Raw genomic sequence first — 15,591 nt, forward strand, 5'->3', positions numbered from 1 at the left:
CCCTATCACACTGATCATGTAAAGTACTGGACAGGTTGAACTGAAAGCTCATTTTTTTTCAGCTCCTGCATTCCTTTCACAAGTGCACCGGCACCACTGGCCGTTGTTGTGTACGGAATGTGGTAGTCGAGCGCGGCTCTACGAATCATGTAAGAGTCTTCAGTTGTGCGCTTACCAAGGGAAGTGTTCACCAGCCACGAAATTTCTTTGTCGTGGATTTTATCGAGAATATGAGGGCGACCCTGGGAAATTTTATTAATAAGGGTACACTCAACTCCTGCTTCTTTGAGGTAATTTGCGGTTCCAGTGGTTGCGAAAATTGTGAAATTAAGTTCCACAAGAGCCTTTGCCACAGGAAGAATGCTGGGTTTATCTCCATCACGTACACTTAAGAAGACGTTACCATCTGCAGGAATATGTGAACCTGCCGCAACATGGGCCTTTGCAATGGCGAGGCCGAGATTATCGTCAATGCCCATGACTTCACCTGTGGATTTCATCTCAGGTCCGAGCAGGGTGTCAACCTTATCAAAGCGATCAAATGGGAAGACCGCTTCTTTTACCGCCCAGTGCTTGATCTCTACTTCTTTCATGAGGCCGAGATCATCAAGGGTTGCACCCATCATTACCTTCGTTGCAAGTTTTGCAAGGGGCACACCTGTTGCTTTACTTACAAATGGAATGGTTCTGGATGCTCTTGGATTTACTTCAAGAATATACAGGTCATTGTCTTTTACTGCGTACTGAACGTTCATAAGACCCACAACCCCAAGTTCTAAGGCCATGGCTCTACTGGCCTCTCTGATCTCTTCAAGTAGAGCTTCAGAAAGGGTATGTGGTGGAAGTACACAACAGCTGTCACCGGAGTGGATTCCTGCTTCTTCAACGTGTTCCATGATGCCGCCGATTATGGTACGTGTGCCGTCACAGAGTGCGTCTACGTCAACTTCAATGGCGTCCTTTAGAAACTTATCAATGAGAATAGGATGCTCAAGATTGGTGCCACCAACGGCCTTCATAAAGTCCTTAATACCCTGGTCAGTATAGACAATACGCATGTCACGACCACCAAGTACATACGATGGACGGACAACCACAGGGTAGCCGATTCTATTGGCAGCAGCCACAGCTTCGTCTAAGGTGTAGACCGTATCGTTTTCAGGCTGTCGTAGATTGAGTTTTTGCAGGAACTGTTGAAATCTCTTTCTGTCTTCGGCACGGTCAATGGCATCGGGCTGGGTTCCAATGATCTTTACACCGGCCTCGGCAAGAGGAACAGCCAGGTTCAATGGTGTCTGACCACCGAACTGCACAATTATTCCGTCCGGCTTTTCCTGATCAATGATGTTGAGGACGTCTTCTCGTGTAAGGGGCTCAAAGAACAACTTATCCGAGGTATCATAGTCAGTGGATACGGTCTCAGGATTGGAGTTAACCATTATCGATTCCACCCCGATCTCACGCAATGCAAATGCAGCATGGACACAGCAGTAATCAAACTCAATTCCCTGGCCAATACGGTTTGGTCCGCCACCCAGAATCATGATTTTTTGGCCTGTGGTGACGGTGGCCTCATTTTCCTGTTCGTAGGTTGAATAGTAGTATGGAGTATACGATTCGAATTCAGCCGCACAGGTATCCACCAGTTTGAAAACCGGGGTAACTTCAAGTTTTTTACGGAGCTGACGAATGTCCTCTTCTGTTGTTCCTGTGAGGTAGGCAAGTTGCTTGTCGGAAAAACCACGCTCTTTCACAAAGCGCAGAAATTCGGCATTAAGGCCCTGGAAGCCACGGTCAGTGATCTCAAACTCGGTCTCTACTATCTGCTGGAAGTTGAAAAGAAACCATGGATCAATCTTGGTGAGCTCAAAAAGTTCATCAATGGTCATGCCTCTTTTTAAGCCTTCATAGATCTGAGCAAAACGTTGTGAGTTTGGAGACCTGAGGCCTTGTTCGAGATCTTCCTGTTCCACATCAACAAGTATCTGTTTGCCATCACCGCCGAAACCGTCTCTTCCGGTTTCAAGGGAGCGCATTGCTTTCTGGAAGGCTTCTTTAAAGGTTCGTCCCATGGACATGGTCTCACCCACAGACTTCATAGCGGTGGTGAGAACGTCATCTGCTTCCGGAAATTTTTCAAAGGTCCATCGTGGAATTTTTACAACGCAGTAATCGATGGTTGGCTCATAGGCGGCCAGGGTCTCACGGGTAATATCGTTTGTGAGTTCATCAAGGGTGTAGCCAACTGCAAGTTTTGCCGCAATCTTTGCAATGGGAAAACCTGTAGCCTTTGAGGCAAGAGCTGAACTTCTGGAAACCCGTGGGTTCATCTCAATGATCATAAGCTCGCCATCTGCAGGATTGACGGCAAACTGCACGTTTGATCCACCGGTCTCAACTCCGATCTCACGGATGATGGCAATCGCCGCATCGCGCATATCCTGGTATTCCCGGTCTGTTAGGGTCTGGGCTGGAGCTACTGTGATACTGTCACCTGTGTGAACACCCATGGCATCAATGTTTTCAATGGAGCAGATGATGACCACGTTGTCGTTTTTATCACGCACCACCTCAAGCTCGTATTCCTTCCAGCCAAGAAGACTTTTTTCAACCATGATCTCTGTGGTCATGGATAGATCAAGGCCTGCTGTACAGATTTCTTCAAGTTCCTGGCGGTTATAGGCAACACCTCCACCTGTTCCACCAAGGGTGAAACTTGGGCGGACAATGATTGGAAAACCAATCTCTTCGCCGGCGGCCATTGCGTCTTCAAGGGTGTTAACAATGTAAGATTGCGGAACCTTGAGACCAATCTTGGTCATGGCATCACGAAATTCTTCCCGTCCTTCAGCCTTTTTAATAACCTCTATATCAGCTGCAAGTAGTTCAACGTTATATTTCTCAAGCACCCCAAGCTCTGCAACCTTAATGGCTGTGTTCAGTGCGGTTTGACCACCAAGAGTTGGCAGCATGGCATCGGGGCGTTCTTTTTCGATGACCCGTGCTACAAATTCAGGGGTAATTGGCTCTATGTAGGTTGCATCGGCCAGTTCTGGGTCGGTCATGATGGTTGCAGGGTTGGAGTTTATGAGGACAACCTCATAACCTTCTTCTTTCAACGCTTTTACCGCCTGTGCTCCGGAATAGTCAAACTCACAGGCCTGGCTGATAATGATAGGACCGGAACCGATGATGAGTATTTTCTTTATATCTGTTCTTTTCGGCATGATCTGATGTATTGGCTCTGGGTCGCTATGACCCGTGGATCTTGGGTTACGTATTTTTTTTGATGTCGTGTTACGCGGCTTGCATCATGGCAATAAACCTGTCAAACAGGTATTTTGCATCATGGGGACCGGGGGCAAATTCCGGATGGTATTGTACCGAAAATGCGGGGAATATTTTGTGTTGCATTCCTTCAAGACTGTTGTCATTAAGGTTGATATGGGTAACCTCAACCTCGTCTTGAGGAAGTGTTGAGCCGTCGATGCAAAAACCGTGGTTTTGAGATGTGATCTCTACGTGGCCTGTGGTGAGGTCTTTCACAGGCTGATTACCGCCCCTGTGACCAAACTTGAGTTTATAGGCAGAGGCCCCGTAGGCAAGAGCCAACATCTGGTGGCCAAGGCAGATACCAAAAATCGGCTTTTTACCAAGGAGTTCTCGAATAGTCTCTACAACTCCTTCAACTCCCTCAGGATCTCCTGGACCGTTTGAGAGGAAAATTCCATCAGGATTCATGGCAAGAACTGTCTTGGCGTCAGTTGTGGCTGGAACGACCTGAACCTGACATCCTTTTTCCTGAAGAAGACGAAGCTGGTTGTACTTGATACCAAAATCAAAGGCCACGACCTTAAAAGAATTTTCACCGGGATTTTTTGCGGTCTCAAAGTTTGTTCCATTTACAGGCTCGTTGTCACCCCAACCATATGGTTCAGTGCAGGTTACACGTTTAACCATATCCTGACCCACAAGACCGCTCCATTCTTTTGCCTTTTGTACAAGGCTTTCGTGGTCGAGGTCTTTGGTGGAGACGATGCCTTTCATGGCACCCTTGGTGCGAATATGTCTCACTAGAGCGCGGGTGTCAAAACCCTCAACTCCTAGCACGTCATACTCTTCAAGAAACTCAGCTAGAGGTTGAGTGGAACGGTAGTTGGAGGGATACGGGTTGTACTCTTTTATGAGGAAGGCTTTTGGATGTGCTCCGGCTGACTCCATATCCTCTGGATTGGTGCCGTAGTTTCCGATGAGTGGGTATGTCATCGTAACAATCTGTCCTGTATATGAAGGATCTGTTAACACTTCCTGATACCCGCTCATTGACGTATTGAACACGATTTCGCCAATGGCTTCTCCGTGGCCAGTGAATGAGCGGCCTTCAAAGGTGGTCCCATCTTCCAGGGCGATTATTGCTTTCATGGTGGTCTTTCCTCTATGTTGTGCTGATGGCCGGTAGGGTGGCATCATTTGAAAGAATTGGGGAGAGCAGGCTCTCAGTTACTGTGTATGCCGCACGCATGGACCATTCTAAATTCGTTGTAATTCCATACATAAGGAGAAAACAACTCATCTTGAGTGAGTGGAGGGGGTGTTTTTTTTGTCCCTCGTAAATATGCAGACAAAACTTCTCATTAATAGCTGAAAAAGGCAGTTTCGTCAACCAAAATCGGGGTGTGGTAGTGTGGATCAAGTTGTTAATCCGCTGTATTTTGGCTAAATAACAGAGAAATTACTGTTGAGGGCGCGGATTGTTGTGACACGTAGGGGATAGGTTGTCTTTCATCTGATTTGAGTCATTCAGGTCCTTATGACTATGAGGACGTTTCACTGAAAGGTCGTGTGGAGTCACAGGTTATAGACGAAGGTAACCCGAACCAGGGAAACTGAAATTGATGAGTCCGTATTTCTCATGGGCTTTTTGATTTCAAACGAAAAAGCCCATGAAAAATAAGGCTTAGGATGAGTGAGGACTATTTAGATAGTCCCCCTTCATGGATCGCTGTAACAATGGTTATCTGGAAAATAAAAGAAAGAGAACAGCCCCAAAGCAGCTCCAGGCGAGTGCAAGCAGAGTTATTGCCATACAAAAGATAGCAAGGCTTTTGTGGCTGAAGGTTTCTTTCTTCTTTTCTTTATAGCCAAGTATGAGGGCGATGACAGCACCACACACAAGACCTCCTCCGTGACCCCAGTTATTGATACCTGGAACTAAAAATCCAAATATTGCAATGCCAAAGGCCCAGCCGCCAATTTGGCTGAAAATAGCCTGGCCATAGTTCCCCCCTCTGTTTTTACCATAGTAGAGCAGAGCACCAATGAGGCTGCAGAGTGCTGCTGATGCCCCTATTGTTAAACGTACTCCGGCAAAGGCCGATATGGCAAATCCCCCAATACCACCAAGTATATAAATAGATATAGTCCTGTACGGACCAAATTCCTGAATCACAAGAGGGGCCAGTTGACGTACAGCGAGCATATTAAATATGAGGTGCAGGGCGCTTCCGTGGAGGAAATTTGCAGTGATGAGAGTCCACCATCTGTCGTACTGAAAGAGTGGTATTGAACCTGTGGAGCCGAGGATGAATAAACTCTGGCTGCTGGGAGAAAGAAAGCTGAATGGACTGAAGTTAAATCCTGTTTTGGTCGGTGTCAGGATTACAGAAACTAAAAAGAGTATTACGTTAAGTGTTATGAGAAGAGTGGTCAGCTGGTCGGCATCTCCAAGGCTTCTGGTGAGTGCGTTATTTTTTAGCCTTGATGAGGGGTTTTTTAGCCCGCAAAAGGGGCAGTTCGTCACTGAGCCAGAGATCAGTTTGCGACAATTTGGGCAGAGGAGTGAGTTTCTAGTTGTTGAAGTGGCCATAAGTCGTTTGTCCAAGTGCAGAGGTCTGTTTTAAAACTAACATCTTTTGTTTATTGCTATCTTTCCAAAACTTTACTTGACCAAGTGAGTTATGGTAAAATGCGTAAGTTATTTGTTATGATTAGCGTGCAATTATCATTAACTTTAGTACCTTACTCTAGAAAAGCTGTAATAAAATATGAAAAATTCGAAGTATATATTGAAATCAGAGGCTTAGGAGAAACATTAAGGTAATTATCCTGACTAAATTTCCAGTTTACCAGGGTTAACTGTGGGAGCCTATATGTCAACTATATTGTATGAAGATGCAGATCATAAGTGTATAAAATTTGATGGATTAATGGGTGAGGGTGAGATACCATCTAATCAGTTTCTTATTGTTCATAAACGTCGGGGACTGATGCTCGACTGCGGTGGTTACCGTGTTTATAAAAAATTACTTGGTGAGCAGTCAAAGTATCTGCCTGCAGGAGCTGTTGATTACATATTTTTATCCCATCAGGATCCGGATATAGGTTCCGGACTTAATTTATGGCTTCCCATATGTAATGCCAAGGTGATGATTTCTGCACTGTGGGAAAAATTTATTCCAGCTTTCTGTATTCGGGGCATTTCAGAGGGGTTGTTATTCCCTATACCTGATCAAGGCGTCCGGTTTGAGTTAAGCGGCAGTCCCCTTGTGGCGATACCGGCACATTTTCTTCACTCTCCAGGCTGTTTTCATTTGTATGATCCTGTGGCAAAAATTTTGTTCACAAGTGATCTTGGTGCATCCATTACTCCCCATAAAGCAGTTATCGATACCCCAGAAGATTTTATCCTCCATAAAACAAATATGAAGGGGTTTCATAATCGGTATATGGCAACGAGTCGTGCGGCTCAATGTTGGGTGACAATGGTGAGGCAGCTTGATGTGGAGATGATTGTACCGCAGCATGGAGCACATATTGTTGGCAAGCCCCTTGTGGAAGAATTTTATACCTGGGTTGAAGAGGAAAAAACTGCAGTGGATGATTTGGCGGATAGTTTGTATCGATTGCCAGACGATACAGTCGTATCTATTTAAAAAAATAAATGTATACGGGGGCAACCGTATGAAGGGTTATTGCTGATTATGGGGGCGCGTAAAAAGGTTGGACTGGTCTTAGGCAGCGGTGCTTCTCGAGGCTGGGCACATATTGGTGTGATAAGGGCTCTGGAAGAGGCAGGAGTTCGTATTGATTATATAGCTGGATGCAGTGTGGGGGCATATGTTGGTGCCGTATACGCTAGTGGAAACCTTATAAGTCTTGAAAATTTCATCCGTAACATGGATGGGAAAAAGATATTTTCCTATTTTGATGTGGTGTTTCCCAGAGCAGGACTTTTAAATGGTAAAAAAAGGGTTCAGGAGCTGTTCTCAATGCACACGGATGCAGAAGATTTTGCTGATCTTGCAACGCCCCTTATGATGGTTGCAACCGACCTTGAACGTGGTAAGAAGGTTGTCTTGAAATCAGGGAGTATCTTAAATGCTCTTCGTGCAACTATGTCCTATCCGGGCTTGTTTGAACCGGTCCGGATGGATGGACGGTGGCTTGTGGATGGTGGACTTGTGGACCCGGTGCCCGTTGGCCTTGCAAGGGTCATGGGAGCGGATTTGACAATCGCAGTGGACCTGAATAGTAGGATAGTGTCTCGGTCAACAGATTGTCGGGATAGAGTAGATCTGGCAGTTCCCGAAAAGATCGATCATTCTGAGCCTCTGAGTGAGGGGGGAAATATGCATGATCTTGTGAAAAAGATGAGTGATTATTATGAAAATATAGAAAAGCGATTGCTTCAGAAAACAACAGGATTACTACACAGGGAAACTGCCGCCCCAGATATTATAGATACAGTGATGACTTCTGTTGGGATCATGCAGGAGCGGATAACCAGGATAAATTTAGCCGTTGATCAACCGGATATTTTGATCCAACCCCGTTTAGGTGAGTTGAAGATGATGAACTTTGATCAGGTTGAGCATACAATTGCTGAAGGTTATATTGCTGCAAGAGAGCAGGTTGAGGATATTCTGCCTCTGCTTCAGGCGCCTAAGGAGAAGAGTGTGTAGGGAGGCTGTGTTCCGGGACTGGTTTTATTATAGAGTGGAGGGAATTAATTGTGTTGAACAATCAGGTCAGTTTCGGTGCAAGACACCGGCCATACGTTTGTTAGTGTTAGCAGTAAGCTCAACCAGTACCTCTATATTTATTCATGAAGTTGAGGCAAGTTGGGTTACTCAGAATTTGTATATTATACCAAGCATTGGCCCGTGGGTGACGGTATCGTAAACAAAGTAACCAGGTCGGCCTTTATTGCCACTTTCATAATCAACCCAAACTGCTTTGTATCCAATATCAATGGCCCAGCTGTCATTCAAATTCCACCTTACGTTGCCATAGAGTTGTCCTGTTAATTCAGACTCCAAACCAAAACCACCAATATCACCACGAAGCATAAAATCCAAACTGTCATTAATATGGGTAATCCACCGAGCACCAATAAAAAGATCTATCCAGTCCTCTTCCACACTTGCGTGAACTGAACCTGGTAAAACAGTGGTGTCAACTGTTAGGTCGATATCGTTATCCCACCAACGGACACCTGTGATCCAATCAATATTCCCTTTATGTATCGGCATTCGGTACAGGAGGTCAACTTGTAACACTCCCTGCCGTACCCCTGCATCAGCAACTCCTCCTTTTGGACCAGTAAGATCAGCACTCAGATCCATGAAACTGTAATCCAGAGCAATGCCCCATCGACTTGCATGGATTGCTTCGAAGTGGACCATGCCTGCAAGATCGAGGTTTTCCAGGATTGTGTTAAAGTCCACATTTACATCAACCCCTTGAGCACGGCCAATAGCGGCATCTCCGTCAATAGATGTACCCATGAGATACAACTGAGCCTCAACATCCCAACTCTCAGCTTGGGCACTTAAGGGCAACAAAGAGCAGTAGAAAATTGTTGTGTATAAGCAACATTTTATTAAACTCATTTTCTTATCCTTACATGTCGTTGTTATGCTTGCTGAATGTATTTTGTAGCATGGTAGAATGTCATTCGAGTCATAACTCACAACCTATGGGGTACTGGGAGTTATATGGTATATTGGTATCATACGGCAGCTTAATGATATTTTCTAGATTTAATCTGGTTTATGGTACGCAAATTTCGGAGACTGAGCACTGAATTCAATATTTCCAGAACCGAAGATCATCAATATTTTCAATTACCCCAATGGAATGTGCTTTTTGTCTCTTCCTTATCTTATGCCAACCAATCGTCCAGGCAGATAGGCCTTTATACTGTTAACGCTACGAACGAATAATTGTTCAAGTCTCGACCTTGAAAAAAAATCCAATTTTTGTAAACGGCTCAAATGTAAAATAATTTCACAAAAACAGTCCAGCAATCATACCACCTTTGCGATAAAGTGTATTCCACTCTACTTGTATAATATTTCTGTAATTATGATTGATGAGAAGGGGAGAAACAGGTGAACTAAAATTACCGAAAAAGCTGAATGAAAGAGAGGTGAATCAAATTAGTAGTATAAATATTGATATGTTGCGCTAGATCTTCCGATTTTCAAAAATATTTTAATTTAAAAGAACCATTCCACCAATCGCATCCCTATGTTTTTGTATAAAGAGGGCCGAAATTTAAAAACTTCAAGCCCTCCTTATGTAGCTTTTCAGCTCTGTATCTATATATGGGGAGAAGAACTACAGCATGCCCAATACATGATTGTTACCCTGAGTCCGTATGACTAAGAGCGATATAATCTAGTCATCAAACAGTAGATCTCCAAAGTAGTCATCATTGCAGTAATTCCCTTCAGAAAGAGATAACTTCACTGGGTTTTTGGAGCTGAGTATGTATTCTGTCCCACACTCATAACAAACAATAGAATCACCTTTATTGAAGTAATATTCAATTGAAATGTATTCCATACATATTTGACACTTTCCAAACCTGTCTCTGTCTGTTTGATGTTTATTGAATTTGCCCATTTTCAATCTCCTTAAATTTTTATTAAAATGGAAACCAGACAGAGATCATATTCCAATAATCATGCCAAGCTAAAGACAGTTTTTTTGACGATATCTTTCTGTTATTGCACTGTATTGTGAGCAGAACAAAGTCTATGGAAATGGGGGGCGAATTTCCGAAAATATACGTGTTGGGAAAAGCGTATAGGGGTAATTGCTTGGAATTTTAAGTGTTTTCAATCATATTTCCGATTTTTTACTTTTATTCCGATTTTCTAAAATCTTCTTTCTTTAGTCCGTGAATTTTCATTTTATTATACAGGGCTCTTGGGGTTAATCCGCAAAACTGTGCTGATTCACCAATTCGTCCGTTGGTGTATTCGAGTAACTCAATAAGATATTTTCTTTCCGCAGCTTGGTTAAGAAGATTTTTATAGGATTTTAATGTTGTTCCAGGACGGAACGCATGGTCAGCCAAATTGGCAGTGTCGATAGAAAATTCTGCTAAAGGGTTATTGGGAATGTGTATAAGGTCGGCAGTTATTATATCCCTATTGGCAAGCATTACGGCTCGTTCGATAACATTTTGAAGTTCTCGAATGTTACCAAACCAGGGGACAGAACGAAGAATTTGCATAGCCTGTTCATCGACACCCTTTACGTACTCTCTGCCATTCCTTCTTTTTTTATTTACAATATGCTGAACTAAAAGAGGAATATCTTCTACTCTATCGCGCAATGGGGGAATATTCATTTCAAATACAGAAAGACGATAATAAAGATCGGATCGCAGTTTGCCTGAATTTAATAGCTCCAGAGGGTCAGTGTTTGTTGCGCCGATAACTCTGAAATCGACATTAATTTCTAGATTTCCGCCAAGTCGCTGAAGAGATTTTTCCTGTAAAACACGCAATAATCTAACTTGCATTGCAGGAGACATCGACTCAATCTCGTCTAAAAATAAGGTCCCACCAGAGGCGTGTTCAATCTTGCCAATATGTCTTCTGTTAGCGCCTGTGAAAGCACCTTTTTCAAAACCAAAGAGCTCAGATTCCAATAAACTGTCCGGAAGTGCTCCACAGTTTACAGCCATAAAAGGGCCGGATCTACGACGTGACTCATTGTGGAAAATATTCGCAAGTAGTTCTTTGCCCGTTCCGGTTTCCCCCAGGATAAAGATTGGTGAATCGGTAGGAGCGACATCTTTCACAAGATCGAGCAAGGTTTCCATTAGAGGACTTCTTGTGAAGATTGCTTCTAGTCCGGGTTGATCCTGAACAAAACCCGCAAGATATTTCTTGCGATTGTGGTCTCGTTTGTCATGCATGATTTGAGAAAAAATTTCGACACTTTTGGGCAAATCGCCTTCTTTAATGACCGTAGCCCTTTCAGGCTGTAGATTATCAATCGAGTGATTAAAAAGGAAAATATGAGGAGAATTGTGAGTCGCCAACAATTCAGGAAGGGCCATTTCAGAGATCTCTGGATGCGCTGATTCAATGATCCAGAGATCAAAAACACGGGAAAATGCAGTCGAATAGAATTCAGATGCACTATTTATGTGAATAAAATTACAAGAGAGGGAGGAAAAACTATCAACGAGCTCCTTGGAAATTGTATTTAATCCAAAAACAAGAATATTATACATTGTATGAGTGAAAGTTTTTTTGTCATTAAAATGACATTGAGTTCAAGTAATTATTTTTTGGGTGTATTGTGTTCTAATATAAGTAGGTTACACGTCATTACGCCCTGAAATTAACTGTATGCTACTACGCATAGTTATAATTGCTATCCGCAGCGTAGGCCAGAGATTTTATATGAATTATAACTTGAGCTTTTTGCAAAAGTGTCTTTTCACCCAATATATTCGTTTTGTTCTAAATTTTATCCTCGGAATATTAACCATATGCCTGTGGTAAAATTTTTCACAGGCCTCAATCTTGGGCGACAATCCTATTTTTGCAAAACGCTCACTTGTGGTTTAAAATCCTAACCCCGATAAACGTGATAAGTGCCTCGAAGGGCTCACTACGTTCACTTATCTGGAAGTAATTTTAAGTTCGCAATGTTAAAAGGTTCTCCTGTTTTGAAGAGTTAGTCGTTGATCTCGAAAGTAGCTGACACACCAACCAGGGAGAAGTGATTATCAGCTTTGAATGGTACATCACCAAGAGAGCTTTTCCAACGCTTGACGGATATATGTTGAGCAGTGTGACTTGAGTCCTATTGCTGGATTCAAGCAATAAGGTTTGGCTTGGTAGGGCATTTTACAAGGCAGCATTAAAACGGCCCGGCTAGTTAACTAGTCGGGCCGTTTTTAATTCAATAATTCAATGATGCTTCATTTACCAGATTTCAAATTCTCCGGACAATTCGCATTCACATTCAGCATTAAGGAATTTTACCGCATATCCCTCTTCTTTTAGGATGCGATAACCAATTTCACCACGGCCACCGGTTTTGCAGTGGACGACGATGAACTTGTCTTTTGGTATTTCGCTGAGACGGGTTTTCATCTGCTCAAGTGGTATGGACACAGAACCTGGAAAGTGACCCGAAGAAAACTCTTCAGGGGTTCTGGCATCGACCACATAGATAAGATCTGATTTCAAAGACTTCGTGAAGTCGCCGATACTGATTTCACCAGAGCCTAACTTTTTCTGCCAGTCGATCGGAGTGTCGTCGCTTGCTGTAAGGGCGGGACCTTTTTGCAGTTTTTTTCCAGCCGCTTCCCACATGGCAATGGCGCCGTAAAAGCCGTTTACATTTTTATATCCCCACTCTTTGACCATTTTACGAGCAGTTTTGATGTCTGCATCGTTGTCGGAGTAAAGATAGATAGGAGCGCCAAGGCTTTGTGGAAATGCATCTTCTGCATCTTCGAGATCAGTCATTGGGATGGTATAGGCTCTCGGGATGTACCCGGCTTCAACCTTTGCATTATCTCGCAGATCAACAAGGACAATGTTACCTTTTTCTATATGATCAACTGTGGGTACTGTTGCTTTGCCAGATTTCTTCCATGCAGGAAGACCATCAACATAGACGCGTGGGTTTTTGTGACCCCATTTAACCGCCAGACCGGCGGATTTAGGACTCATGGTTCAGGTGGGGCCCCCGCAATAGAAGACCAGTTGTTTATCTTTATACTTGTCAAAAAGGGTTGATCCTTTGTCGCCCATCTTGGTGAGTTTAGAAAACGGAATGGAGATCGATGATGGTATATGACCCTCGCCATATTTCACAGGAGGTCTGGCATCTACGATGACAAGATCCTTATTCTCAGTAATGAGTTTGGCAAGTTCATCTGTTTTGATTTCAGTTACACCCTTTGGTAGCTTTACGATAGCTTTTTCAAGGGAGGTGGCAATGTTTTCAGAGTCTGAGACGGTATAGTTGACTATGATAGCCTCACCAACCTTGAACTCCTTGGTGGATTTAACCCCTTTTAATATGGTGTCGTCGCTGAATTTCAATAGGAAAAAGCTCTTGTCTTTTTTAGATAGAGCTATAGTTTTGGCTTTCTGGGAAATGTTGGTGATTTTTCCTTTAACCATTTGAACTTCTGCCTGAGCTTTTTGGGTTTCTGCGGCAAAAACAACTCCTGTGGTTGGGGGTAAGATATTACCCGCAAGGAGAAGATTTACAGCGAGTAGGCTTCCTAAGCCCACTTTGAGTACACCCTTTTTCATTGTACACCTCATTGTTGAAGAAACATTTCAGGTAAACCACCTGTTTGTTGGACAAGTGTTTATGGCGCAGTGGAATAAATTCATAGCCATAAATTCTGTAATCAATGAATTATCTAAAAAAAGGCACCGATTGTCCAATATCTGAGAAAAAAACTAAATAATAATCAGTTAATTAAATAGGTATTGTTGTAATATTAAGCCCTTTGAAAGATAATGACCATTTAACTATTAAACGTAATAGTAATGTTTGAGGTGTGCAAATGCAACATTTTTCCTGTTCCTGTCAAGGAGATGGTGTTGGTGAAAGGGGGGGATGGAGCGGTAAAAGAGGCGGCCTACCGGCAAATATATTCGCCGGCAGGTCGTAATTCAGTTGTTTATTCCTGGAAAGAATCTTTGAAGAGTTGTTCAATAGCTTCACGGCCAGCATCACTCAAATAGCGGGTTCCACTACCGACGAAGGTTTCATATTCGATCTTTGGAGAATCTTCCTTCCATTCGTTATTCCAGGTGAACCACTTTTTTTGCGGTTGGTCGAAAACATGAAGGGGGCGGTTAAACATCTTTGCAAGTTCTACAGCCCAACCTGTACCACCTTTAACCGATCCGTCTTCCTGTATGGATCCTATGACAAATACCTGATGACCACTATTGACCATATGGAAAATAGTTTGGAGAACCTTACGAATTTTTTCAGTTTCATAGTAGGTACGGTTCAACATGCGGGATGCCAGTTCCATACTGATATCACCACGCTCAAGCTGTTCCTTATCCAGAATTTCAACATTCTTTTCTCTGGAAAGTTTGTGGCCATCAAAAGAGTAAACAACCTCCCTTATTCCAGCCTTCTCAGCCTCGTCACCAAATGTGGATTCTGCTCCTTTGAGTCCGCTACTGTACAAAGTGTATTTCGATAAATCCATAATGTCTCCTTAGGTCAGGAAATAAGAATAAAAAAGTTCTACCGCAGTGTAACCACAGTTCTCTTGAAAGGCAATAGTAGGAATAGCATAGATCAGGCTTAAACTACTCTTTTTTATCACCTTTGAGGTAAATTCTGCAAGGGGCAGGGTAGCCTTCTATTGTAAGGCTTTGATTTTCCGTCTGGATAAAGTCGTTGTACGATTCAAATGTCATCCACTCTGTCTGCCGTTGCTCTTCATCTGACATCGGGTGGGAGCAGAAAAAATCTATGTTGGTAAAGCCAGCTTTTTTCATCCAGTTGTATACGCATTGTCCTGTAGGGACAAAATAAGTGCCTGGAACCTTAGCATAGGTATTATCTGGAAACAGAGCATAGGGCTCATCACCTGGAATTGCCTGGGATTCAAGGATTAACGATCCGCCAGGTGTCAGAGATGACAGAATATCCCGAAGGGTATCGATGGGGGAGGGGCGATGATAGATGATGCCCATGAGAAACACCATATCAAATGTGTTTTCAAACAGATGGAGGTGCTCTATGCCCAGAAGGTCAATGTGAAGATTTTTGAGGCCGGCCATGCCGTTGAGCGCATTGAAACAGTAGTAATGTTGGATGGATGGTTCAAAGCCGAGCACCATTTTGGGATCAGCGTCAGCCATCCGAAACATGTAATAGCCGTTATTACAGCCTATATCGGCAATGATCTTCCCCTTTAGATCCGGAAGTACCGGGACCACCCGATTCCACTTACGTTCACTGCGCCATTCAGAATCAACATGGTTGCCAAATACTGAAAAGGGCCCTTTTCGCCAGGGCATGAAGCTTTTCAAGTGTTCACGGATAATTGCATTTTCTTCACGGCTGAGTTGTTTGTCATCGCCTATTGTAACAGCATCGACACCGCAGTTAACATAGTCTGCTTTGAATTCGCTTAAGATTTTTGCAGGATTTCGATAGCGGAGGAAACCTTTTTTGTCCTGATTAATCCATTTTTGCAGTCTCTTATGTTCGGAGACAATGGTGTCCATCTGCGCGGATTGCGGGATTGTGTCAAAATAATTCATGTTGTGTAAGGAGAATGGG

General features: G+C 43.3%; 12 protein-coding genes. 2 read left to right on the top strand and 10 right to left on the bottom strand.

The genetic code is table 11. The annotated features are described in order from the left end of the window. Positions 1–14: 14 nt before the first annotated feature. From carB to ACX6CI_RS02110, 3 genes are all read right to left on the bottom strand, one after another. Positions 15–3,227, bottom strand: a complete 3,213-nt coding sequence (gene carB, locus ACX6CI_RS02100) for a carbamoyl-phosphate synthase large subunit (protein ID WP_458776529.1) — start codon at positions 3,225–3,227, stop codon at positions 15–17. Between the two features lie 70 nt (positions 3,228–3,297). Beyond that, positions 3,298–4,422 carry a glutamine-hydrolyzing carbamoyl-phosphate synthase small subunit gene (gene carA, locus ACX6CI_RS02105; RefSeq protein WP_458776530.1) on the bottom strand — a complete coding sequence of 375 codons (1,125 nt, stop codon included), beginning with the start codon at positions 4,420–4,422 and terminating at the stop codon, positions 3,298–3,300. 592 nt (positions 4,423–5,014) lie between these two features. Continuing rightward, positions 5,015–5,866, bottom strand: coding sequence for a rhomboid family intramembrane serine protease (locus ACX6CI_RS02110; RefSeq protein WP_458776531.1), 852 nt, complete (start codon positions 5,864–5,866; stop codon positions 5,015–5,017). 283 nt (positions 5,867–6,149) lie between these two features. Here ACX6CI_RS02110 and ACX6CI_RS02115 point away from each other — a divergent pair, with 283 nt between their 5' ends. Together ACX6CI_RS02115 and ACX6CI_RS02120 are read left to right on the top strand one after the other, a co-directional pair. Beyond that, the gene (locus ACX6CI_RS02115; protein WP_458776532.1) at positions 6,150–6,932 is read left to right on the top strand and encodes an oxygen-binding di-iron domain-containing protein; all 783 of its coding nucleotides are present in this window, start codon (positions 6,150–6,152) and stop codon (positions 6,930–6,932) included. Positions 6,933–6,980: 48 nt separating this feature from the next. Continuing rightward, positions 6,981–7,961 carry a patatin-like phospholipase family protein gene (locus ACX6CI_RS02120; RefSeq protein ID WP_458776533.1) on the top strand — a complete coding sequence of 327 codons (981 nt, stop codon included), beginning with the start codon at positions 6,981–6,983 and terminating at the stop codon, positions 7,959–7,961. A gap of 168 nt (positions 7,962–8,129) precedes the next feature. Here ACX6CI_RS02120 and ACX6CI_RS02125 read toward each other — a convergent pair whose 3' ends face one another. The 7 genes from ACX6CI_RS02125 to cmoB all read right to left on the bottom strand — a co-directional run bounded on the left by ACX6CI_RS02125 (position 8,130) and on the right by cmoB (position 15,572). After that, positions 8,130–8,891 carry a hypothetical protein gene (locus ACX6CI_RS02125; RefSeq protein WP_458776534.1) on the bottom strand — a complete coding sequence of 254 codons (762 nt, stop codon included), beginning with the start codon at positions 8,889–8,891 and terminating at the stop codon, positions 8,130–8,132. 790 nt (positions 8,892–9,681) lie between these two features. Next, positions 9,682–9,909 carry a hypothetical protein gene (locus tag ACX6CI_RS02130; RefSeq protein ID WP_458776535.1) on the bottom strand — a complete coding sequence of 76 codons (228 nt, stop codon included), beginning with the start codon at positions 9,907–9,909 and terminating at the stop codon, positions 9,682–9,684. Positions 9,910–10,150: 241 nt separating this feature from the next. Next, positions 10,151–11,359 (bottom strand): sigma-54 interaction domain-containing protein, encoded by a 1,209-nt coding sequence (locus tag ACX6CI_RS02135; RefSeq protein WP_458776536.1) that lies wholly within the window; start codon positions 11,357–11,359, stop codon positions 10,151–10,153. 877 nt (positions 11,360–12,236) lie between these two features. Then, positions 12,237–12,992, bottom strand: coding sequence for a rhodanese-like domain-containing protein (locus tag ACX6CI_RS02140; protein ID WP_458776537.1), 756 nt, complete (start codon positions 12,990–12,992; stop codon positions 12,237–12,239). Between the two features lie 3 nt (positions 12,993–12,995). Then, a complete protein-coding gene (locus ACX6CI_RS02145; protein WP_458776538.1) occupies positions 12,996–13,583 on the bottom strand; it encodes a rhodanese-like domain-containing protein in 588 nt (195 codons plus the stop codon). 377 nt (positions 13,584–13,960) lie between these two features. Continuing rightward, the gene (locus tag ACX6CI_RS02150) at positions 13,961–14,506 is read right to left on the bottom strand and encodes a hypothetical protein (RefSeq protein WP_458776539.1); all 546 of its coding nucleotides are present in this window, start codon (positions 14,504–14,506) and stop codon (positions 13,961–13,963) included. Positions 14,507–14,609: 103 nt separating this feature from the next. Beyond that, a complete protein-coding gene (cmoB, locus tag ACX6CI_RS02155; RefSeq protein WP_458776540.1) occupies positions 14,610–15,572 on the bottom strand; it encodes a tRNA 5-methoxyuridine(34)/uridine 5-oxyacetic acid(34) synthase CmoB in 963 nt (320 codons plus the stop codon). Positions 15,573–15,591: the final 19 nt, after the last annotated feature.

The organism is Desulforhopalus glucosivorans (genome assembly GCF_054397165.1).